The organism is Methanosarcina siciliae T4/M (assembly GCF_000970085.1).
In the GTDB taxonomy this organism is placed as follows: domain Archaea; phylum Halobacteriota; class Methanosarcinia; order Methanosarcinales; family Methanosarcinaceae; genus Methanosarcina; species Methanosarcina siciliae.
On the sequence record NZ_CP009506.1, the window covers coordinates 3,244,172 to 3,266,911 of the forward strand.

Sequence of the window (22,740 nt, forward strand, 5' to 3'; positions counted from 1 at the left end):
AACAGACCGCGCACTGCAGAGCCGCAACTCTGCCGAAACAGATCTCGTGCTCCCGAAGCGAAACTCGGGCTGCAGAGCCGCAACTCTGCTGGCGGAACTCGGGTGGGTCAGAATCCAAGAGTTTGAGTTAGACGTTGTTTTTTCAAAAATATCAACCATGTAATGATGGACCACCTAAATTTCCGATTATCCCTTAAGTGAAAAATAACTGTCTTTACATATTGCAGCAGAAAATAGGTTAGATAAATGATTACTTAATAAAAAAAGTTGATTTATAAAATGAGTTACTTCATAGCAACCATTATCCCCAAAAGGCTGACAGCCACTGCAATTACAATTATAAAAACAAGCAAAGCTGAACTGTTGTTTTCCAACCGGTTATTACCCTCATACTCCATACTATTAAATATGCAGCAATAGTTAAAAAACTTTTGTTAGTTCGCGGAAGCTGGTTTTTTAAAAATAGCAATCATTAGCCTTTTTTCACCTTTTATTACCGAAAAATGTACTTGTTTACTTACCATAACTAGTTAAATATTTTTACTTAGATTTTTCAGAACCCCTAATGCACGCTGAAGGTCCGCGTTAAGTATGGGAGCTACCTGACCCCTTGTTTGACTACCCTTATTTTCTACATAAGGAGGCTTTTTCATTACTGGAAGGATGGATGAAAATTTTTCCAGGAAATGAACAGGATTTCAGGGAATGAGAGTAAGGTACCCAGCATAGAGTAAATTTCTGATTTTTTTTGAATCAGGAATGATCCAGAATAAAGCTTTGAAGCTTCAATAACCATCAAAAACACCGGAAAATAGTCAAAAAACTTTTTATAAGAGAGGCATGATAAACAGATTCCCTTTTTTTATAGTTAATGTGCTTAAGAATTAAAACGTTGGTGGTATTATGAATCAGGAAAAAGTAGAAATTAACTCAATCGACCAGTTTACCGAATTGATCGCTGCATGGTACGAAGAAAATTATCATGGGTTTGCAGACAAATATAAAGCCGCAGTAAAAAATATTCAGCCCATCCCTCCGGACACAGACCCTGATGTAATGTATGACTGGAAAGATGCTACGATTGAAGATTTATGTAATTTTTTTCAGGCCTGGTATGCCTGGAATCCGGATTTAACCACTGGTCTGGAATATATTCAAAAGTTTAGCTGGTTGTATTATAAAAATGAAGCAGGATTGGAGTTTGTTTCTACTGACCCGGGCAATTTGATGACTTTTTATTATGTGGAATTAGACGGGCAAAAAATGGATTCCCCTGCTTCAAAAGAACTGGTTGCAAAATGGATGAATGAACTGGGCAGTAAAATGGATGACTACATTATCCCCGAAGGAGGTTATGTATCGTTTAATCAATTTTTTACCCGGGAATTGAAGGAAGGAAAAAGACCAATCAGTGGTGTTGATGATGATTCTGTTGTGGTGTCTCCGGCAGATGCAGTGATCAATATGATCGAAGATAACCTGTCAATTGACACTCCAATAAATGTGAAAACCCAGAAACTGAATGTTCGCCAGTTGCTGAACCAATCCGAACTCGCGGTGCATTTCGAAGGAGGTACGGCAGTCTCCTGCATCCTAATGCCCAATGTGTATCACCGCTATCATGCTCCTGTCTCAGGCCTTGTGGTAGAATCTGATGAAGATGTTGCAGGAAATTATTTTGGAATTGATAATTTTCCAGAATTAATCAATGGGGGAAATGTCGGTTACGGTTATGATTATAGTGTGTTCGAACACTTCCGAAGAGGTTACATGATCATCAAAACCGAAAAATACGGTTACGTAGCCATGATTCCTGTCGGGCTTAACACCATCGGGTCCGTGATTTTTGAGGAAAAATTCAAAAAAGTAACCCCTGAAAATGCCGTGGAAATTCGCAAAGGGGATGAAGTTGGATATTTCCAGTACGGCGGTTCGTTGAATATTCTCCTGTTTGAAAAAGGTTGCTTCCCTGCGATAAGAATCCCCCAGGGACAAATTATTGGAACACTTGAGGAAAAAGAAACAGCGGATAAACCGAAACTCCAGTTCTCATTCTGATCCTGGTCCGGAATCCAGTGATTGGTGTAAACTGAAGATCATGTGAACTGAAGATCATGTGAACTGAAGATCGGTGTGACTGAAGCTTGGTTGAAAAATTAAATGAAGAGGATTAGTATGAACAGTACTGCTTCTGCTGAGGATTTAATAGAAACGATTCCTGCAGATATCCAGAATTCAGGAACAATCGTCTTAAATGTACTTTCTTATGCCGGATACGCAGATGCCCAATATAACAGTAAAGAGATTTAATTATTTTACTGGTTTTTTGAAAGCCAGAAATTCCATCCCACCCAATCAAGAAATGATGAAGAAATAGGGAAAACATCACTACTTGTCTGGTTAAATGGCGGTCCGGGAGCGCCTTCTACATTAGGACTCTTTCTTGAAAACGGCCCCTACCGAATTCAGGACGGCGCAGGTGGAAAACTGCTTGAAAACCCTTACAGCTGGAATAAAGATGCTCACATTATATACTGGGACCAGCCGATAGGCACAGGATACAGCAGAGTAAAGGAAGAGGACACGCAGACAACCTTTGCCAAAAATGAGGATGAACTTAGCGAAATGTTCTATCTTACGTTCCAGGACTTTCTTTCCAAACATCCCGAATACCGTTCCTGTCCGGTTTACGTTGCAGGAGAAAGTTATGGGGGCAAATATGTTCCCAATATCGCACTGAAAATCCATACCAAAAATAGCGCCGAAACCAATGAAACCAAGAAAATCAATTTGAAGGGAATTTCTGTCGGAGATGGGTGGATCGACGCCCGTTTACAGATGAAAGTGTACATCGATTATGCCTATACGATGGGATATCTGGACACAAACCAGCAACTCCAGATGATGAGCGATTACGAAAATTTCTGTGCTGCCCTGGATAACAAAAACTATGAAGATGCCTACAACATATCGAACAATATCGTTAATAACGTATCTGCACTGGGTGGAAACTTTAATGTTTACAACATTCGGAGATTTTCAGAAATTTCGATGAAACAGGTTAAGGCCTATATGGAAATGCCTGCGGTAAAAGAAAAACTTCATGTCCCTGAAGCCCAAAAATGGAATTGTGCGGATAACAAAGGCCCTGTAGCCGACAATCTCATCGAAGACAACATGGAAGATTCGGCCCCGGTATATTCCGAATTTATCGGGAATGAAAATTTATATAAGATCCTGATGTACACGGGAACTTTTGATACTGCCTGTGGCTCCTTAAGTACGGAGTTAATTCTGTACGAATTAAATAAATGGAATAATCCGGCAGACAATGAAGCCTGGAAAAACCTACCCAGAAAAATCTGGGCACAACCTTCTGACAAAGTGAAAGGGTTTATTAAACAGTACAAAAACCTGACCCAAATCGAATTGCCCAATTCCGGACACCAGGTCCCGTATTACAAACCTGAGATAAGCCTGGAAATGATTGGTAAATGGATGCAGGACGAACCCTTCCCTGCATACATGCCGGAACTGAAAAAAACATAAAAAAGGAATACTGAGTGGGGAAGGCATTGAATAAAACGGGGCTTCAAATGCCTTCTCCTCAATTGGGTGGTTAGCCCGTAAGAATTCTATTGGACTCCCATTATCTTTTTTTCTCTCCAGGAACACCTAACCTTCTGAGACAGCTATTTCGCTGAACAAGCTATTTCTCTATTGGATTATTCCCCCTCAGGCTTTTTCTCTACCACGGCTTTTCCCGGAAAATTTCTCGGCTTCCGGAGTTTTTCGAAAAAGACTGAAACTTTTTTACTTCGCTTCTCTTCTCATCGCTTTTTCGAATTTGTCAAGGCCAATGTCGGCTTCTTCTTCGGTCATGACGAGGGGAGGGGAAAAGCGGATTACGGAGTCTCCGCAGGGGAGGAGCAGGACTCCTTCTTTAAACGCTTCCCTGACGATCCTGTCCCTTCGGATAGGATCTACGGATTTGTCGGATTTTACGATTTCTGCCCCTATCATAAGGCCTAGCCCGCGCAAGTCTCCTATGCAGGGGAAATTTTCCTGTAACTCCCTCAGACGCTGCCGAATATGTGCTCCCATTTCTCTTACGTGGTTTTCCATATTTTCCTTTTCCAGGAATTCAAGGGAAGCGAGGGCCGAAGCTGAGGAGAGGAGATTTCCCCCGAAGGTGTTTGAGTGGACTCCGGGTGGCCAGTCCATGAGGGTGCTATCTGCAAGCATTGCGCCTATGGGGAGACCTGCACCAAGGGCTTTTGCAAGGCAGGTAATGTCAGCCCTTACCTCAAAGTTTTCCATGGCCAGAAAGGGGCCTGTCCTGAAACAGCCTGTCTGGACTTCATCGGCTACAAGCAGGACATCATTATCCTTGCAGATTCTTTGCACTTCTTTGTGGAACTCCGGGGGAGGGACTATGTACCCCCCTTCTCCCTGGACTGGCTCGATAAAAACGGCAGCCGTATCTTCGGGGCTCAGTTCTTTTCGGAAAATCAGGTTTTCGATCTGCTTTGCACATTCGACTCCGCAGGAAGGGTACTCAAGGCCCAGAGGGCAGCGATAACAGTAAGCATAGTGGGTGTGAACCGTACGTATGGTTGGAAAGTGTTCTTTTTGCAGGACTTTGGAACAGGTCAGGGAAAGAGCACCCAGGGTCCGGCCGTGAAAAGCGTTATAAAAGGCGATGAAGTTCGGGCGTTTTGTCTTCCAGAGAGCAAGTTTCATTGCAGCTTCCACCGCTTCGGCTCCGCTGTTGCAGTAAAAGACCTTTGAGTAGCCTGAAAGTTCCCTTAGTTTTTTGGCAAGCTTTAACGGAGGCTCGGCAAAAAAGTCCCCGTACCCGCAGTGGACCATTTTCTCCAGCTGGGCTGAGATGGCGGCATTAACCTCCGGGTTTGAGTGACCTTCATTCATGACCGCAATCCCTGCGATGAAATCGATGTACTCTTTTCCGTCTATGTCTTTTATTATGGAACCTTTTGCCCTGTCAACAACAAGTGGATAAGGGCGGGATACACATGCGGACATTACCTTACAGTCCTGCCCTATGATCTCCATGGCTCTTGGACCGACCACATCAGGCAATCCGATTTCCTGTCCGAAAAAGTCAAGTTCTGTTTCCTGTTTTCTCATAGGATCCTTTGATCCTTCTGTTTTTTCTGAACTTTCTGGTTTTTCCGAATTATCCCGTTTATCAAGAGTTTCGGAATCGTCGTAATTCAGAATGCTTCCCCCCTCTCCCCATATTTCATTCCGTATCTATCTGGGCTCGTTGCAGCCTACCGCTGTAGTCTATATACACGGCTTTTACCTCTGTGAATTCTTTGACTGCTTCTGTCCCTGCTTCCCTGAAACCGTTTCCGGTCCCTTTTACGCCTCCGAAAGGAAGGTGGACTTCAGCCCCTATTGTAGGGGCATTGACGTATGTGATTCCTGCTTCTATTTTATTAACCGCCCTGAAGGCTTTTCCAACGCTTTCGGTGTAAATTGCCGAGGAAAGCCCGTATCTGGTGTTATTGGCAACTTCAATTGCTTCCTCAAGCCCTGAAACCGTAATAATGCTGAGCACAGGTCCGAAGATCTCTTCCTGGGCAATCTTCATATCAGGCTTTACATCCGTAAAAACAGTCGGCTCAAAAAAATATCCCGGAAGCCCGGAATCTATGGTTTTTCCTCCTAGCAGGAGAGTTGCACCTTCTTCTATTCCTATCCTGACATACCTTTCTATTTTTTCAAGCTGAGCTTTATTGATTACGGGTCCAATGTCCGTTTCAGGCAGAAGCCCGTTTCCTATCCTGAGAAGTTTTGTTTTTGCAAGCAGCCTTGCTGTAAATTCGTCTTTTATTTTTTCATGCAGGATCAGCCTGCTTGTTGCCGTGCAGCGCTGGCCTGTTGTCCCGAAAGCCCCCCAGAGCACACCTTCCAGGGCAAGTTCAAGGTCGGCATCGTCCATGATAATTACCGGGTTTTTTCCTCCCAGTTCCAGTGAGACTCGCTTCATGGTTTTTGCACATTCTTCCATAATCCATTTCCCGGTTTCAAGACTTCCTGTAAAGGAAATTGCTTTTATCCGGGGGTGCTGGACTATGGCTTTTCCAGTGCTTCCACCGGGCCCCGTAACAATATTTACAACCCCCGGAGGCAGGCCGGCTTCCAAAAGGATTTCCACAAGTTTAATTGCAAGCAGAGGCGTATCGCTTGCAGGTTTGAACACGATCGAATTTCCTGCTATAAGAGCCGGCATTATCTTCCAGCCGGGAATCGCCATAGGAAAGTTCCAGGGAGTTATCATGCCCACAACTCCTATAGGCCTGAGCACGGTCATACAGAACTTGTCCTTGAGTTCGGAGGTCGTTGTCTCCCCGAACATCCGCCTACCTTCCCCGGCGGCATAAATGGCAATATCTATTGCTTCCTGCACATCTCCCCTTGTTTCTGGCAGCACCTTTCCCATTTCTTCCGTCATGAACCTGGCAAGGTCTTCCTTTCTCTCCTGTAAAATGCGAGCTGCCCTGAAAAGCACTTCAGCCCTTCTGGGTACCGGAACTTCACCCCATGCCCTGAACCCCTCTTCTGCCGCCTCAACTGCCCTGTCAACGTCCACGCTTCCGGCTACCTGTATAGTGGCAAGGTTTTCAAGAGTAGCAGGATTGATATCATCAAAGGTTTCTCCGGTTGCTGAGTCTTTTGACTCCCCACCTATATGCAATTTATACTCCTGAACCACACAATTCCCCCTGAAACAATGAGTATAATACCACTTATAGATATCCTGAAAACGATTTCGGATTAACTGAAATATTTTCAGAGTATTCTACTGTTATTGTTTATAACTTTCCTAAAGGAGTGACAGGGACGAATTAAAAATGGTTAATTAAAAATGGTTAATTAAAAATGGTTAATTAAAAAATGGTTAGTTAAAAATGGTTAGTTAAAAATGGTTAGTTAAAAATGGTTAGTTAAAAATGCTCAAGGATATCCAATCCATATTTGTAATCTTATTAACCTGAACCATTTTTAACTATTTGCCAGATCCGCTGTGACAGTTCAGAGTACTGGGCTTTAGGATCTCCTCTTTTCTGAATAAAGGAGTCTACGCCGTTTTCGATAGCCTGACTCTTAATTTCTTCTTTGCCCACTCCCGTAAACAGGATGAACGGGATATTAATTCTCTTATCACGGATAGTTCTCAGAAACGAAATGCCGTCCATATAAGGCATATCATAATCCGAAACCACTACGTCATAGGAGAGCTCATCTAATTTCTCAAGAGCCTGTCTTGCGGATTCCACGGTATCGGAGTTTATGTCGTGGAATACCTCTAAGAACGTTTTTGACAGCTCCAGAAATACTGGGTCGTCGTCTACAAGCAGTACTTTCATGGGGGTTTTCTCCGCAACATTACGATTTGCAATATAAAAGGAACACCATGTTCCCGTTAAGAGGTTTTGCAGTTCAGTTGCATTTTTAGTAGTTCCTGCATGGAACTCATATATGCCAAGCTAAGGTATAATTTCATACTTCTATCCCCCTTTTGCAAGCTCAACCCCAACAGACAGGAATTAAGTCATCTGATATTGTATGGTTTTGAAATACCATTAGAGCATATTTCCCAACTGAGTTTTTATGCTATATGTAAGAAGATCTTTTAATTAATATAAAAAGTTATCTTACGTAAATAAGTTATTTCACAAGATGCTCGGATATTATAACAATTTTATTTGTTTTTTACAAAAAATACTTATTATTATTAAAAAAAGTTCAGGAAGATGCGAAAGAATTAAGGCAAGTAAGGTAGGAGCGATAAAAAAATAAAATAACTGAAAAAGCCGAACCTGAAAAAAATCAGGGTTTTATCCCTGATTGATAAAGTTATCAATCTCCTTTTTCAGCATATGGCTCAGGATCTTTCCGTCAACTGTCCCTCTATATTCCTTCATGACAATACCCATGAGAGGACCAAGGGCAGAAGGCCCTTTGTCTTTAATGAAATCTCCTTTTTCCAAAACCATCTGTTTTATGAAATTTTCTACTTCCTCGGGGTCAAAGGCGCTCAGGCCGAGCTTTGAGATTGCCTGCTGGACTGTCAGTTCAGGCTCTTTTGCAAGAGCAGTCAGAAGGTCCTGAATGGCTTCTTTTGCAATTTCCTGGTTTGAAATGGCTGCAAAAAGCCCTTCGAAGTGTTCATCTGTGAGGTGGTCTGTCTCAACCCCATTTCTCCGGATTTCAGGCACAATTCCTACAAGGGTTCTGGCAATAAGGGTCGAGTTAACATTTTTGTTTTTCATGTAGGTCTCGAGAAGAGCCTCGAATAGGGGCAAATACCTTGAATAGGCCACTTTTTCGGCAAGTTCTTTATTCAGGCCGCTTTCAGAGGCAAACCGCTTTGCCCTTTCGGTCAGAAGTTCCGGACGCTCTATGGAATCGAAATATTCCTGTGAGATTTCTATCTGGGGAACATCGGTTTCAGGGTACATCCTTGCCGCGCCCGGGAGAGGGCGCATATAAGCGGTGTTTCCGTCGGGAAGAGCTTTTCGGGTCTCCTCAGGAATTCCCTCAAAGGCTTCCTTTGCCCTGATAATTACTGCCTCAATTGCAAGCCTGGCCTTTTCGGGTTCATCCGCAACCATAACGAAGGCGTCTTCAGGACCTGCGCCGATTGCGTTCTTTACAGCCTGGACTTCCTTTTCGGTTATCCCGTAGTTCGGAAGCTCATCCGTGTGGAAAAGGCCTCCAACACCTGCAGTCTTTGCCCTATCCGAAAACTCGGTTCCCAGCCTTCTTCCGGGCTGGACTTCCCTGCCCACAAGCCCATTAAATTTTTTCAGGAGGGCAGCAAGGATTGAGCCTTTCTTTACGCCCTTTTGCAGGACTTTGGACTTTGTGTCCATGAAAAGCCCTGTTACATCATAGATCTCCTCGCAAACAAAGGCTTTTCTTTCAAGGATTTCCTGCCTGATAAAAAGAAGGTTTAACTGCCGTTCAACTTCCCTGCGGACGATGTCTTCTATAAGGTCAAGAGCCTGCACTCCTTTGATTTCAACCCTTGCCCCTCTGGCAATTGAGATGTTAACGTCCTGCCTTATAGTGCCAAGTCCTCTTTTTACCTTCCCTGTGGACCTGAGCACCATTCCTATATACTCTGCAACCTCCCGGGCATGCCTTGGGGACTTTATGTCAGGCGCAGTTGCAATTTCGACAAGCGGAATCCCTAGTCTATCCAGGGAATAGACTATTGAGTCTCCTTTTTCCTCGATTTTCTGGGCGGCTTCTTCTTCCACACAGAGGCTGTCAATTCCGCAGTGCCCTTCCGAAGTCTCAATATACCCGTCGCTTGCCAGAAATGCAGTCCTCTGAAAGCCGCTGGTATTTGACCCGTCCACAACGATCTTCCTCATCACATGCATCTGGTCTACAGGCTTCATGTTGAAAAGCTTGGCAACCCCGAGGGAAATGTCCAGGGCTTCCTTATTGAGTTCCCTTGGAGGTTCCTCATCGTTTTCTATAAGGCAGGTAGTGTCATAAGCTTTGTAAATGTACTTCCTCCTGATCTTTGTCTGCTCCACCGCAGCCCTGTCCTTTTCTCCCATCTCGCTTTCCGTAGCCCTGAGATACCTGAAAAACTCGAAGTCCGAATCCCCGATGTCCCTGATCAGGGTAGGACACCTGCAGAACAATTTCTTTTTTGAGTCAAGCTGCTGGTGAATTTCAAGCCCGGCTTTCAGCCCAAGTTCACTGTAGTCGTATTTTTCCATATTTTCACCCGAATCTAAGCAGGAGGCGCCTTAATCCTTTTTAAATCTCTCTAATTTTTCCTTAGTCTTCCCTTTAGTTATTTTTTAGTTTTCCGTTAATTTTTCTTGCAAATCCAGCTCTTTTTGCTCTTCCTTCTCTTTTAAGCCCATCGGCTCGCTATTAATTCCTCTTCTTTTTAAACCCTCTTTCTGCGCTTGTTTCCTCTCTTAGCTCTGTTAGGTGCTGCATTAGCAGTTATAGGGAATTGTCATAAAGAAACTGAATGTAAAAGGTGCGGTAGAATGTATAAAGGTATCTCTGTATATAAAGTAAAGTAATTATTGATTCTTTTCACGACATAAAATGAGTTAGAAGAGCTTGATTGCTTTCAGTGGAAATTAGGCATATCAACATAGTTGATGAGAAACATTTTGATGAGAAACATTTCCGGGACAAAACAATAAATAAAAGTATTATAGAGTCTAAGAGCGTAGAAGGTATTATTTTTTACGCCTGGCTAAAACTTATTTTACATACAGATTCCATACTTTTGTAAGTTGAATAATTAAATTCAACAGTTGGGAGAGATTAGGATGCCAGTAGAAACGGGAAGAGCACAACTTGAACTGCAATTAGATCCAAAAGTTATTGAAAATGCTATCAACCGATTTTTTATTTGTGAGAAAGCTCTTTGCATAAATAATGTCTGTGTGGAATGGACTGTTCAGAACCTTAATTTTCCGGAACCTTCGGAAGATTCTGGTACGGACAGTCTCTATTTGTGCTTCGGTATCGGGTTGGGTGGGGCCCATACTGGAGAAAACATTTTGCTCAGGCTCTTCCTTGACGGAGAACATAATGAAGAGGTCAAACTGGAGTTTATAAAGGCCGGATCAATGGATGAATTGATGAAAGAATTGATGGGCGAGTCTGCGGATGAACCGGAAGAGGAAACGGAAGAGGAATCTACGGGCCTGCTTGATTGGGAAATGTTCTGGGAATTCAACATGGTTCTCGCGTATCTGAAACACCTGAAGCCCGTAATTTATCGCCTTCCTGTTGAAAATAATTTGTTCGGAAACGTATATCGTTATTATGTTAAGGTAACTGAGGCAGGACATGCCCTTTTTGCTCTGACAACCGATGTTTACCCGAGCGCGTCGGAATTTGCAGAAAACAACCATGGGATCATCGAGGGCAATATTGCAGCTCATAACCGTTTCGCGGTTGCGGTGGACCAGGAGTACCTGAAAGACAGGATTCTGGATGCTTTTTCTGCAGTTGAGGAAATAGAGCTTGAAAACATCTCTTTTTCACCCCTTTCCCGAAGAAACATAGAATTTTCTGAAAATTGCCTGAAGGTTACGGGCGGGGTCAGTTACACCGGTTCATGTGGCCTTGTGAGTGTGGACATTGACCTGGATTATGAAATTAAAGCGACCTTCCGGATTTCCGGGGGAGTGCTCGATATCCAGCTGGATATCGACCTCGATTATGCTAACTATGTGGAAGAGGGCCAGGCCGAGATCTGCGGAGTGCTCTCCATGCTCTTTGACAGCATTCCTCTCCCAATGGCCCTTCTGATGACCCCAATGGTAACACTCCTCTGTACTCCCATTGCTGCAGCCCTTTCCGATAGTGTTCTTGACGATATGGTAGCCCGTAAGATCAACCTGGACAATTGGCACGAGCCTGGCCTTAAGATGTGGCGGGCCGGGGACAAAACCTGGCGTATTCGCGTAACACCGGTCGAGGCACTGGGCCTGTACGGGGGTCTGGGCTGGCCTCTCAGGCTGGTTGAAATTTCACTTGACAGCGAAGGCAGGGTTGTACTCTACGGAGATCAGGACGCCGAACCTGAGGAAAGCGGGGATCAGGAAGCCTCTTTTTCCGGGAACCTGGTAGAAGAACTTCTCGGAGCTCTCGCTTTCGAAATAGACCAGATGGAAGTGAGCACTGGCTTCGATAGTAAGGTATTCCACCTGAAAAAAGAAGATAATGCACTTGTAGCCATCTGTGGCTGGAAGATTGTCGACGACAACAACCATTGTTTCTCCGTAGTTGACTACCCTGCCCTACCCCTGGAAGATGCGGTGCCCGAAGATGTTGAGCTTCCGACCCTGAAGGGCAGCAAGCTTGTCTCCCCGCAAAATACTGTTCCTGTAACGGTTACCTTTGGCCCCCACTTTGCCCGTTTAACAGGCGGCCTGGATGGCGAACCTGCTTTATGGGCACCCCTTCATCCGGCTTGCGGAGAAGAATTCAGTGCACGCCTGCAGGTAAACTACAAGATCCGGGGCACAAACGGGGCCTGGGAAAATCACCGGCAGTACTTTGACCTGAAGGGAAAGATAACTTCCAGTCTATCCATGTCCTTAAAAGACCCGATGCGTTTTGACCCGTGGGTTGAGTTATACACCCCGGATGATATGTTCCAGGCGGCTGCCGAATTTGAACTATTTCCAGATTTCTGGAAAGACCTGCCCGGTCCTAATGACCTTGACTTACTCTGTGTCAGCGCCATCGACCCTGCCGTAGAACAGCTACAGGTATTTGATGAGAAAGGCAATATCCTTGCCTTTGCGACAGGCAGCCAGACAAAGTCCCTTACCCTGTCAGGAAATGCCTCTTCATCTTACGATATTAAGGCGGTTCCGGTAAAAGGGATCGGTGAACCTCACTTTTTTGTCAAACGAGACGTTTTGCTATATGAAGCAGAACTGGCGTTTGACTCCCCCGTCTCGAAGCTGGTTTTTGCCGGGCATACCCTGGCTATCGCCAACGGGAAAAATGTGGATTTTTATGATGTCCATGAACTTCAAACCCCGGTTTTCATGGGGAGGACAGTTTTCGATTCCCGGGTCCGTACCCTCTACACTGTGACAGTGAAAGGGCAGCGTTTATTCGCCACTGCGGACAGCAAGCTACTGCGGACCTTCAATGTACCCCAAAAAGCTAACGAAACTCCGGGAGTTGTTCAGGAAGAGAGTACCATTTCAACATTTGAGTCGAAACCTCTCGAAAAATCTGCCCTGACCGATAAATGGCTTATCACCACTGCCACTTCAGAACTTCCGGGCGCCTCCGGCACTCCTGAAACCTGTGAAATATCCCTATTTTCCCGAAAAGAAGAAGGTTTCGAACTGGTCTCCCGGCTGCCGGACATGCCAGCCTGTGATTCCGTGAGGTTAAACGGAACCCGACTTTTCCTGCACGCCACAAACGGCGAAAGCCTGGAACTCTCACTCAAGGATCCCTCCAGGCCAAAAGAACTTGTTCACTACTTCGGAGCATGTGCAGAAAGGCAGCTCCTACTGAAAAGTCGCAGGGCTTTTGCTATAGAATCCGACGGCAACCACGTGCGCCTGTACAGCCGGACTGTGCGACGTATTGAACACGAATTTACCATGAAACAGTCCAGAAAGCGCTGGGAGGAAGCCCGTAAAATCACGGTTATCCCTGCAAAATCCAGGCCGGATGATAAGCGCTTCCTTGCGAATTCTAACAGTCGGGAGGTCCATGACCTGAACAATGAAAAAGCACAGTGCCAGATAGATAAAATAATCCGAAACGGACATGCGCTTGTGTTTGCAAAAGACACTCTCGCTCAGGCTCACTGGGAGGGTTATGACAACTGTGCTTTTTGCCTGGGAAAGTCACTGCGTTGAACTTTCCCGTTTTTGTAGAAAAGGGAAAACTGAAACCTTTTCAATCCAGCAGAATCAATGTATACGGTACAGGAGCCGTATCATCCATCGGGAACTTTTGAAGCGGAGTGCCGATTTTTTCCAGGGTTTTGTCCATCCTTACCCCGAGCCCCATAAGACACGGCCTGCGGAGAGTCGGGTGATGGCAGGGTCCGCCTGCTCCCGCGCACTTTACGTCGGAGTAGTCTTTTGTGGCACACCAGGTACACATGCCTGGAAAGGTGGCAAGGGCGGTGTTATATCCCAGGGTCCAGGCGAATTTTTCGATTTCCAGAACTCCGGGCTGAATTATTTCTTTTCGGTCTTTCATTATTGTTTTCAGGTTATTCTGGAAATGCTGTTTTACAGCTTCGTCTTCAGGAGGCTCGAAGCCGTATTTTATGAAATTCTCGCTGACTTCCCGGGAAAAGACATTATTGGAGTTCCATTCAACGAGAAGGGCCCATTCGTAGTCTGCAAGTATTTTTTTGAATTCTTCCACTGTCGGAATAAAGGGGGGACAGACACGGCTTCCATAGCCATTGCAGCCGAAAATGCACTTCAGGACGGTTCGGTCTTCTACCACGATGTTTTCTGCGGGCAAGAGTCTGAGACTTTTTGCGCCCAACTCTTTTGCCTTATCTTCCAGCAACCTGTAGTTTTCGTCTTCTATCTTCATAGTTTGTATTCGTATGATCAAGGACAATAAGTTATGCTGCACTGGGATGACCTTTGTTCAGTTCTCTGCCCTTTCACCCTTCCAGAAATTAAATTTCTCTTCCTTTTTAGATCTTTTAAATCCGATGCAATTATATTTCTTGCAGGTGAATAAAGTAATTGGGGTTACTGAATGGGAATTGTCAATTTCAGGAAAATAATGATCGCAACCGATGGTTCTGTCTGTTCCAGGATAGCTGCGAACTATGCGATAGAGCTTGCCCGTTTGAGCGGAGGCACTATTTATGCGGTATATGTTGTGTCTACGGATTATTTCTCTTCTATGGCTGTGGATTTTGACTGGGAAAGGATGAACGAAGCCCTGAAAAAAGAGGGACATTCTGCCGTCAATTATGTAAAAAGGGCAGGAGAAATGGAAAGGGTCAATGTGGACCCAATCCTGCTTGAAGGACATCCGGCAGAAGAATTGATCCGTTATGCTGAAGACAACGAAATGGACGTCGTTATTATGGGAACCCTCGGCAAGACCGGGCTTGACAGGCTGCTGCTCGGCAGTGTGGCAGAAAAAGTTGTCCGGCACTCCAAGGTACCGGTAATGGTTATAAGCGAAAAATGCAAATACCGAGGCTGAAGACCCCAAAAAATAACGTTCAGCCTCAGGTTTCTGTTTTCTGCATCTTCATCAATCTATTTCTATTCAGCAGTCCTTCTTTTACTTTCTTCTTTAACCTGGCAGACGATTTCGTTTTAACTTAGATCCGGCTTCAATCTGACTTCAATCTGACTTCAATCTGACTTCAATCCAGCTTTTAATCAGCTTTCAATTAGTTTTCAATTCAGCCTTCGATCTTCTTTTTCACGGCTACAGCAGTGCTTTCCGGAGAATCGGTTTCCCAGAGTTTCCTGACCTTTGCACTCTTAAGGACAGGCATTAGAGAATCGATTTTTTCCTGTACGGCTGCAAGCGCCTCTTCATCAGTACATGGAAGCTCTATGCCCATAAACTTCTGGGCTTTGAGGGTTTCCGTTTCTCTGAAGACGGCACGATCAACTCCTTTCCGGACTCCGGTCTTCAGGGACTCGATTGCATCTTTCCACTGGGAAGCCCATGGGGTATCCGGGATCTCGGTATGGTGGACATCGGTTCTTTCCACTTTTATGGCTCCGAGGTGGCAGGCTTTCACACAGGCCCCGCAGTACATACAGAAATCCTCGGCAAAGGCAATCTTTCGCGGGTCTTTGGGATCTGTAGGCACGTACCAGAGTTCCGATGGGCAGACATTAAAGCAGCCGCGACAGCCCTGAGGGTCGCACTCTTTCAGGTTAAGCTCAATAAGACTCAGTTTCCCTTCCATGGGCTTTTGCAGGTCCACAGCTTCGTAGGGACAGACAGCCTGACAGCGAGCGCACTGTGTGCATTTCATGTCGTCAACTGTTACCTTGCCTTCCACTTTAGGGGCTTCGCAGGGGCGCTCCCCTTTAACCTTTATCGCTTCTTCCGGGCAGAGATCCTGGCAGAGCACACAGTAGTCGCATTTGTCCTCGTCAACAAGGAGCTGCTCAAAAGGCACAGGGTTATCGGGGGTAGGTTCGCGTTCAAGCAGGATGAAAGCGTCACAAAAACGGGCGCATATTCCGCAGAAGTTGCATTTGTCGGGATCAATTTCGATTTCGCCCTCCGCTCCTTCCTTAAAGGGAGCGATCTCTTCTTTTTTCGGGAAAGTGAACTCGACTTCGATTGCGTCCTGCGGGCAGGCTCCCTCACAGAGGGCACATGGGAGGCATTTCTCATTGATATTCACAAACGCATCGTATTTTGGATACTGTTTTTTATCAGGAACATCTCCTAAGGATTCTAAGGTTATGGCGTGCACAGGGCAGAGGTTTGAGCACATCCTGCAGAAGGTGCATTTATCAAGGTCCATCATTACAGGAGGAGCATCAAGTCCGGTTGCGATCTCATGCATGGGGCCCAGTTCAAGAGCTTTTGTGGGGCAGATATCCACACAGATCCCGCAGCCGTTGCAGCGCTTGTAATCGTAATCGAGGGTCTTGAGGGACTTTTCGGTTGCCTGCGTATAGAGGAAATGGCTTCCCTGCAGGTCCATGCTGGTCGTAACCGTGAGCTTTTCCTGATTTTCTTCTTCGGGTTCTGCCTCTTCCGGCTCCTCAAAATCTTCGGATTCGAGATCCTCAGTTTCATTTTCTCCTTTTTCGGGCTCTTCATTTTCTCCGGCTCCGCAGCAGCACCCATCGCATGCCTGAGTTTCCTGTTCAGGGCACTCTTCGGGTTCATTCTCGCTCACTGTGTCACCTCCTCAACCCCGGGAACAGCACATTCCTGCTTGAACTCGCTTCCTATGGGCCCTATTTCTTCGAGTTCCTTTACAAACTCGTTAATCGTATTTGAGAAACGCTCTCCTTCGGCAGCCGAGATCCAGAGAGTCCGGAGTCTTTTCGGGTCAAGCCCGATTTCCTTTATGATCTCCTTTAAGACGTCCATACGCTGTTTAGCGTCGAAGTTTCCGTGAATATAGTGGCACTCGTCCATCCTGCAGCCCGCAACAAGCACGCCGTCCGCTCCGCCTTTGAGGGCTTCAAGCACGAATTCGGGGTTTACCCTTGCCGAACACATGGTACGGATTACCCTGATGTTTGTCGGATAACGGATCCTTGACATCCCTGTAAGGTCGGCACAGGCATAACTGCACCAGTTGCAGAGGAAAGCCACAATAAAGGGGCACTGGGACTTATGAGCAGTTGCCTCCCTGACCTGGGCAAGGATCTGCTCGTTTTCAAAGTTACGCATCTGAATTGCCCCAACAGGGCATGCGGCACTGCAGTCCCCGCAGCCGTAACAGGAGACTTCGTCCACAACAGCTTTTTTATTCTCAATGCTGATCTTTCCGAATTTGCAGACTTCCACACATGTCCTGCAGCCAATGCACTTATCAGGATCAACATGGGCTCCCATAGGATCGGCTTCAAGTTCTCCTGTCCCGAGAAGCTGCATAACTTTGGAGGCACAGGCACTGCCCTGAGCTATGGAGACCTGGATTTCTTTGGGCCCCGAAGCACAGCCTGCAAGGAAAACTCCGCTTACCGGGGCATCTACAGGGCGCATTTTCGGATGGGCACTTGCAAAGAAACGGTCCGGGCGCCGGGCAAGGTTAAGCATCCTGCCTATTCCCTCTGCTGCCTTGGTCGGCTCATAGCCTGTGGAGAGCACAACAAGGTCGTGGGCTTCTTCTTCAACACTGGATTCCAGGGTATTTTCGTAACGGACAACCGGCCTTCCGTCTTCACCGGCATAGACCTCGGCAACCTTTCCGCGGATGAAGTCAACACCCATTTCCTGTGTCCTTGTGTAATATTCTTCGTACATCTCTCCGGCAGCCCGGATATCGATATAATGGATCGTAACATCAGTATCAGGATAGCGCTCCTTTACCATCTGGGAATTTTTAAGGGCTGCCATACAGCAGACTCTTGAACAGTATTCATTGCCTACGGTTTTGTCCCTTGACCCTACACACTGGATAAATGCAACGCTTTTCGGGGGCTGATCCGTGGAAGGTACTAGGACTCTCCCTCCTGTCGGGCCTGCAGAGTTCAGCATCCTTTCAAGCTGCATATTCGTTATGACGTCAGGATATTTTCCAAACCCGTACTCCTTTTTCCGGGAAGCGTCAAAGAGCTGATAACCTGTAGAAACAATTATGGCCCCGGCTTCGAATTCGATTTCCTCCGGCTTCTGTTCGTAATCCACAGCTTCTGCAGGACAGGCCAGCTGGCAGAGTCCGCAGCCTACACAGTGGTCAGGGTCGATAAGTACAACCTGCGGAACGGACTGGGGGATTGGCATATAAATAGCCCGGGTCTTTCCGATCCCGTAGTTCATGGGGTTTTCGATTTCAACGGGGCAGACCCCGGAACAGAGGTCAACGCAGCCCTTGCATTTGTCTTCAAGTACAAACCTTGGTTTGCGTTTGACTTTGACGTGGAATTTTCCGACGGACCCTGAGATATCGGTAACCTCGGAATATGTATAAAGAGTGATGTTGGGATGGTTCTGAACTTCTGTCATTTTGGGAGCAAGCACACAGATCGAGCAGTCGTTTGTCGGGAATACTTCATTCATCAGGGCCATTTTGCCTCCGATTGTAGATTCCTTCTCGACCATGGTTACGGGAAAACCGGCTTCTGCAAGGTTTAAGGCGGCTTCGATTCCTGCAACCCCTCCCCCTATGATAAGAACATTTCGGCTGGCTTTTGAGTTTGTTGCACTCAATTCCCTTAGGAACCGGGCTTTTGCAACCCCCATCCTTATCAGGTCAAAAGCTTTCTGGGTTGCCATCTGCGGGTCATCCGCATGCACCCAGGAGCACTGCTCTCTTATGTTTACCATTTCCATTAGGTAAGGGTTAAGGCCAGCTTTTTCCATGACGTGCCTGAAGGTCTTTTCGTGCAGCCTTGGGGAACAGGCAGCTACCACAACCCTGTCAAGTTTGTTATCTTTTATGTCCTTAATGATGCCTTCCTGTCCGGAATCGGAACATAGAAACTGTACTTCCCGGGCAAGCACCACATCTTCCAGTTCGTTTGCCATTGCCTCAAGGGCTGAAACGTCAATTACTCCTGCAATGTTCAGTCCGCAATGGCAAATGTAGACTCCGATTCGCATGCTTGTTGACTCCTTATATTTACAAATATTCTTCGAATTGAGTTTTGATATATCTTTTGATGTGATCTTATATATAATATATAAGTTAAAATTTTGAAAATTATAATTCAGAACACTTTTCTACACATCATTCACGCCTGTGCAGTAAAAGTAAGGTCCTGTATGGTCCCGGTTCGGCTTATTTTTTGCAAGAGCTTGAAAAAACTTCCTTTAGTAAAACTTCCTTTAGTTATCCTTTAGTTATCCACTCAGGCTTTCCTTCAGACTTTCCGGGTACCTGTGGACTCTGTGTTTTATAAATCTCAATATAAATTTTCCCTCAAACAGGATAAAAATGTAGCCGTTTTATACAAAATCAAAACCTTTATTTTGTAAAGGTTTTCAAAGCCTCTGTCCTGCAGCTTTTTCCTGATAAATTCTATCAAATTCAAAATCACTGGCCTGAAACAATAACCTTTTTAGTTTTTCCAGCGGCTTTCATATTACCCTTCCTTAGTTTTATTAGTAGTATAAACAAATATTCAAGGCAGCTGCAATTCATCATGCGTAATCCGTAGACTATATATAGGAAAAAATATTTACACATATTATATATATTATAATAAATATTTATATCAGAGTTATACTAATTTCATATATATTAAGTTTTAGATTTTTACCAAGGCCTGTGTTTAAGTTCCCTGAAAAGATACTGATTAATTTGAGAGAGTAATCTCAGTTAGACTGATCGAAGGTTTTTTGGGCTCACCAATTAATTTATAGTTTGAGAACTTAACTCGTAATCTACCAGTCAATGTCGAATTGTTATTTATTATGTATGCGGGAATTTTCCTGTGAGCAGGGGTATAATAAAATTTTCAAAAATAATTCTCAAAAATAATTGTCAAAAACCTGAATAATACAGTTCTCAGGTAATTATCTCAGACAATTATGCCGGAATAAGAGCGCTTCTGACTCCCGATCCAATATTTCCGTGTACTATCTTCTCACGAATAACCAGTATCACTCTTACAAAAACAGGAGGGAACTCTAATGAGTGAACATGATGAATTAAAAAATAAGATGTATGAATGGACAGAAAAATACGCAAACAAGGCAGGCTACAGGCTTAACCCGGATAGAGAGGCTCTTGATTATGTTCTTGACGGGCTTGCTTCAAGGATTGAAAAGTTTGGGAGGCGCTACTGTCCCTGCAGGATAGTAACCGGGGATGAGGATGAGGATAAAAAGATAGTTTGCCCCTGCATCTATCATAAAGATGAAATTGAAAAAGACGGAAACTGCCACTGTGAACTTTTCTTCAAGCCCTCCTGATAGGACTTTGTTCTGCCAGACCTGCCCCAAAAACGGGCTTTAAATGTTATCAGCGAAGGTGGGGGAGGACAATTTCTATAAATACTTTTTGTCCTTCCAGCCTCTCAAAGTTTTTCACTTAGATCCTATCCGAAAAGTCCTGCCGCTCTGAAAGGACAGTGATTTACTTCGGGCGAAGTCGAGCTTCTGCCCAGCGTGCCGGATTAAACCCGGATGCAGCTTCTTTTTTAAGTGAAATTACCAGAATCCCTGCAGCAAGCGTTAATCCCAACGGAAAGAAAATGAAAGGCAGGTTCTGTCCTCCCCAGAGGTAAGGTTTTATTTGGTTCAGAGGAATTAACAGCCGCTCAAGAAGGGAAAATTTTTCCTGGTATCCCAGACTAATCCCATAATTGCCTCTCTCCTCAATAGAAATCACCGCTACATAGTATGTGCCGCTTTCCGGCGCCTGGAGATCTGCCCGAGCAAGGGGGTAGAAAGCAGCCGGAGTAGAGCCTTCGTATGTTGCGCTTTCAGGCATCTCTCCCGAAAAGACCTTTGCCCCTTATCCATCAGGTAATTCTAAAGTCTCCGACACTTCTCCTTCCTCAGCAAGTCCGGGACCCATAAGGATCGGGTCCGGAGTAAAATCCCGGCTTTCTTCCCCGACAGGGACGATCAGTCCAAGTAAGATCCTCTCTACCTGAGGCATGAGGCTCTTGTGGAAGAAATGGGAAGAAGAGGATATAATCACCATACCCCTCTTGACCCTGCCCTTACTACAGGAAAAGCCGTGCAGGACGAGTTTGTTGATTCTTATGAAAAGCAGGTCCGGATCCTCAAAGAAAGAGGACGCGAATGCCGGATCTGACCGGAAGTTTCCAGAAAATCGCGAGTCCACATAAAACCCATAAACTCCGAATTTTTTCGAAGAACATCCAATATTTGAGAAATTTCTTAATTTTATCAAGGAGTCGATTTTGCAAAATATTGTATATATTGTTATCGATAGTTATTAATATAATGATGACAGAGATAGAGAGACAAAACGGATATAGTGAGAAAAGCTGTTAATGAACAATATAAGAAGCAAGGGAATGAAAAAGTAAGGTATCAAGACAGTGAGTATTCAAAATACTACTCCGGACCGAATAAGAATCTAATGAACTTCAAAGGACTTAAATTTCAATGGCTCTTGTGCTGGATAAAGAAGAGATATGGGTTCTTGAATGCATAAAAGAAGCCCATATAGACAAGGGATTTCACATTCGAGACGTTATAAAGAAAGCTAAAAACGGATATGGATTATCAAGGTCGACAGTTTACGAAATAGTGGGCTATCTGGAGTTTCACGGCCTTATAAAGACTAATAAAGCCGGGAACAGGGAAATTGACGAGTCAATAGCTTATTTTGTAACGTGTCTTGGATGCGGGAAGGAAATTCCGGGAAACGAATACTTCAAAGAAAACGGAAAGCAGGTATGTGAAGACTGTTACCTGGAAGGGCACCAGAAAATAAAGTTTGCAGACCCCGTGGCAGTGCGTTCTAAAAAACTCTTCAGAAAACAGCACGGGTTTGAAGGGGCTGAAGGCCTGACCGAACTGCAAAAAGAGATCTATGACTTTATCCTGGAGGAGGGAGGAGTAACCCCCGAAAAGATATCGAAGCTTTTCAAGCTTACTCCGCAGGAGACCAGGAACCAGCTGGCAATATTGCGGCACTGCGAACTTTTGAAGTGGAGAAAAATGGGAGAAGAAATGTATATGGTACCTTTCGATTCCTAATATTTCTTATATGTATATGTGTACTCTGAAGTTTTCTGAGGTGAGAAGTTGATAGATATAACCGAAATGAACGAAAGGATGAAAGAAATCGCCGGAGAACTCCCGGGAGTGATGAACTCTATGATGGGGCTTCATTCCGAAGTCGTCAAAGACGGAGCTTTAAGTGCCCGAACAAAAGAGCTGATGATGGTAGGGATTGCAGTTGCCCTGCGCTGTGAACCCTGCCTCTGGAAGCATGTTCCCGAAGCCATAAACCTTGGAGCAACCCGAGAAGAGATTATGGAAGCTGTCAGCACTGCAATAGTAATGGGAGGAGGGCCTTCGGTAGCTTACGGGTCAATGGTTGTTCTCAAAATTCTTGATGAAATGAATGTTTGAAACTTAGGAGGGATAAAAGATTACAGAAGAAAAAACCGAGTGTTCGGTCTGCGGATGCAAACTGGAAAAAGAAGACATTTACGAAGAAAATGGCAAGGTTCTTTGTGAGGACTGTTATATAGAGAGCCACCATAAAATCCAGGCATGTGATCCCTGGGCTGTCCGTTCGAAAAAGATTTTCAGGGAAGAAGCCGGACTTGAGGGGACTGAAGGCCTGACCGAACTGCAAAAAGCCATTTATGAATTCATCGTCTCCAGGGGAGGAGTAAAAAAGGAAGAAGTTGTCGAAAAATTCGAGATATCCTCCCGCGAAGCCGAAAACCAGTTTGCTCTCCTGAGACATTGTGAGCTGGTAAAAGGCCAAAAAAGAGCCGATGGCGTATATCTTGTACCATTTGAAGCCCGATACCGATAAATTAAAAAACGTGAATTATTATAAAAACGTAAATTCTTATTTTTTTCTTTCCGGATGAGCAGTTAAAT

At 45.0% G+C, this 22,740-nt stretch carries 17 protein-coding genes and 1 pseudogene; 9 read left to right on the forward strand and 9 right to left on the reverse strand.

All coding sequences use genetic code 11. The features are described from left to right. The first annotated feature begins 903 nt into the window (after window positions 1-903). From MSSIT_RS13510 to MSSIT_RS13515, 3 genes and pseudogenes are all read left to right on the forward strand, one after another. Window positions 904-2,058 carry a phosphatidylserine decarboxylase gene (locus tag MSSIT_RS13510; RefSeq protein WP_048173023.1) on the forward strand — a complete coding sequence of 385 codons (1,155 nt, stop codon included), beginning with the start codon at window positions 904-906 and terminating at the stop codon, window positions 2,056-2,058. A gap of 117 nt (window positions 2,059-2,175) precedes the next feature. Beyond that, on the forward strand, window positions 2,176-2,310 hold the full coding sequence (locus MSSIT_RS25385; RefSeq protein WP_261788834.1) for a hypothetical protein: 135 nt from the start codon (window positions 2,176-2,178) through the stop codon (window positions 2,308-2,310). 12 nt (window positions 2,311-2,322) lie between these two features. Then, window positions 2,323-3,549: pseudogene (locus MSSIT_RS13515) on the forward strand (S10 family serine carboxypeptidase-like protein); the annotation flags it as partial. A gap of 264 nt (window positions 3,550-3,813) precedes the next feature. On the opposite strand, the gene MSSIT_RS13520 reads toward MSSIT_RS13515, so the two are convergent. From MSSIT_RS13520 to gatE, 4 genes are all read right to left on the reverse strand, one after another. After that, a complete protein-coding gene (locus tag MSSIT_RS13520; protein WP_231589829.1) occupies window positions 3,814-5,151 on the reverse strand; it encodes an aminotransferase class III-fold pyridoxal phosphate-dependent enzyme in 1,338 nt (445 codons plus the stop codon). A gap of 115 nt (window positions 5,152-5,266) precedes the next feature. Further along, window positions 5,267-6,745 (reverse strand): aldehyde dehydrogenase family protein, encoded by a 1,479-nt coding sequence (locus MSSIT_RS13525; RefSeq protein ID WP_048173027.1) that lies wholly within the window; start codon window positions 6,743-6,745, stop codon window positions 5,267-5,269. Between the two features lie 274 nt (window positions 6,746-7,019). After that, window positions 7,020-7,400 carry a response regulator gene (locus MSSIT_RS13530; RefSeq protein WP_048173029.1) on the reverse strand — a complete coding sequence of 127 codons (381 nt, stop codon included), beginning with the start codon at window positions 7,398-7,400 and terminating at the stop codon, window positions 7,020-7,022. Between the two features lie 471 nt (window positions 7,401-7,871). Further along, the gene (gatE, locus tag MSSIT_RS13535) at window positions 7,872-9,773 is read right to left on the reverse strand and encodes a Glu-tRNA(Gln) amidotransferase subunit GatE (protein WP_048173031.1); all 1,902 of its coding nucleotides are present in this window, start codon (window positions 9,771-9,773) and stop codon (window positions 7,872-7,874) included. Window positions 9,774-10,346: 573 nt separating this feature from the next. Between gatE and MSSIT_RS24220 the strand changes: the two genes are divergently transcribed. After that, window positions 10,347-13,421 (forward strand): hypothetical protein, encoded by a 3,075-nt coding sequence (locus tag MSSIT_RS24220; RefSeq protein WP_197080275.1) that lies wholly within the window; start codon window positions 10,347-10,349, stop codon window positions 13,419-13,421. A gap of 40 nt (window positions 13,422-13,461) precedes the next feature. Here MSSIT_RS24220 and MSSIT_RS13545 read toward each other — a convergent pair whose 3' ends face one another. After that, window positions 13,462-14,118, reverse strand: a complete 657-nt coding sequence (locus tag MSSIT_RS13545; RefSeq protein WP_048173033.1) for a DUF2284 domain-containing protein — start codon at window positions 14,116-14,118, stop codon at window positions 13,462-13,464. Window positions 14,119-14,289: 171 nt separating this feature from the next. Here MSSIT_RS13545 and MSSIT_RS13550 point away from each other — a divergent pair, with 171 nt between their 5' ends. Then, on the forward strand, window positions 14,290-14,748 hold the full coding sequence (locus MSSIT_RS13550; protein WP_048173035.1) for a universal stress protein: 459 nt from the start codon (window positions 14,290-14,292) through the stop codon (window positions 14,746-14,748). A gap of 205 nt (window positions 14,749-14,953) precedes the next feature. Here MSSIT_RS13550 and MSSIT_RS13555 read toward each other — a convergent pair whose 3' ends face one another. Both MSSIT_RS13555 and hdrA2 read right to left on the reverse strand, forming a co-directional pair. Next, a complete protein-coding gene (locus MSSIT_RS13555; protein WP_048173037.1) occupies window positions 14,954-16,423 on the reverse strand; it encodes a 4Fe-4S dicluster domain-containing protein in 1,470 nt (489 codons plus the stop codon). Then, window positions 16,420-18,801, reverse strand: a complete 2,382-nt coding sequence (gene hdrA2, locus MSSIT_RS13560; RefSeq protein WP_048173038.1) for a CoB-CoM heterodisulfide reductase HdrA2 — start codon at window positions 18,799-18,801, stop codon at window positions 16,420-16,422. The genes MSSIT_RS13555 and hdrA2 overlap by 4 nt, the downstream gene beginning before the upstream one ends. Before the next feature lie 1,032 nt (window positions 18,802-19,833). Here hdrA2 and MSSIT_RS13565 point away from each other — a divergent pair. After that, window positions 19,834-20,115 (forward strand): ferredoxin-thioredoxin reductase catalytic domain-containing protein, encoded by a 282-nt coding sequence (locus MSSIT_RS13565; RefSeq protein ID WP_048173041.1) that lies wholly within the window; start codon window positions 19,834-19,836, stop codon window positions 20,113-20,115. Between the two features lie 163 nt (window positions 20,116-20,278). Here MSSIT_RS13565 and MSSIT_RS24225 read toward each other — a convergent pair whose 3' ends face one another. Beyond that, entirely contained in the window at window positions 20,279-20,635 is a 357-nt protein-coding gene (locus tag MSSIT_RS24225) for a hypothetical protein (RefSeq protein ID WP_052721656.1), read from the reverse strand. Window positions 20,636-20,659: 24 nt separating this feature from the next. Then, window positions 20,660-20,806, reverse strand: a complete 147-nt coding sequence (locus tag MSSIT_RS24230) for a hypothetical protein (protein ID WP_187151755.1) — start codon at window positions 20,804-20,806, stop codon at window positions 20,660-20,662. 9 nt (window positions 20,807-20,815) lie between these two features. On the opposite strand from MSSIT_RS24230, the gene MSSIT_RS23480 reads away from it, so the two are divergent. The 3 genes from MSSIT_RS23480 to MSSIT_RS13585 all read left to right on the forward strand — a co-directional run bounded on the left by MSSIT_RS23480 (window position 20,816) and on the right by MSSIT_RS13585 (window position 22,257). Next, on the forward strand, window positions 20,816-20,965 hold the full coding sequence (locus MSSIT_RS23480; RefSeq protein WP_231589830.1) for a hypothetical protein: 150 nt from the start codon (window positions 20,816-20,818) through the stop codon (window positions 20,963-20,965). Window positions 20,966-21,282: 317 nt separating this feature from the next. Then, the gene (locus tag MSSIT_RS13580; RefSeq protein ID WP_048173043.1) at window positions 21,283-21,879 is read left to right on the forward strand and encodes a helix-turn-helix domain-containing protein; all 597 of its coding nucleotides are present in this window, start codon (window positions 21,283-21,285) and stop codon (window positions 21,877-21,879) included. Window positions 21,880-21,927: 48 nt separating this feature from the next. Further along, on the forward strand, window positions 21,928-22,257 hold the full coding sequence (locus MSSIT_RS13585; protein ID WP_048173045.1) for a carboxymuconolactone decarboxylase family protein: 330 nt from the start codon (window positions 21,928-21,930) through the stop codon (window positions 22,255-22,257). Window positions 22,258-22,740: the final 483 nt, after the last annotated feature.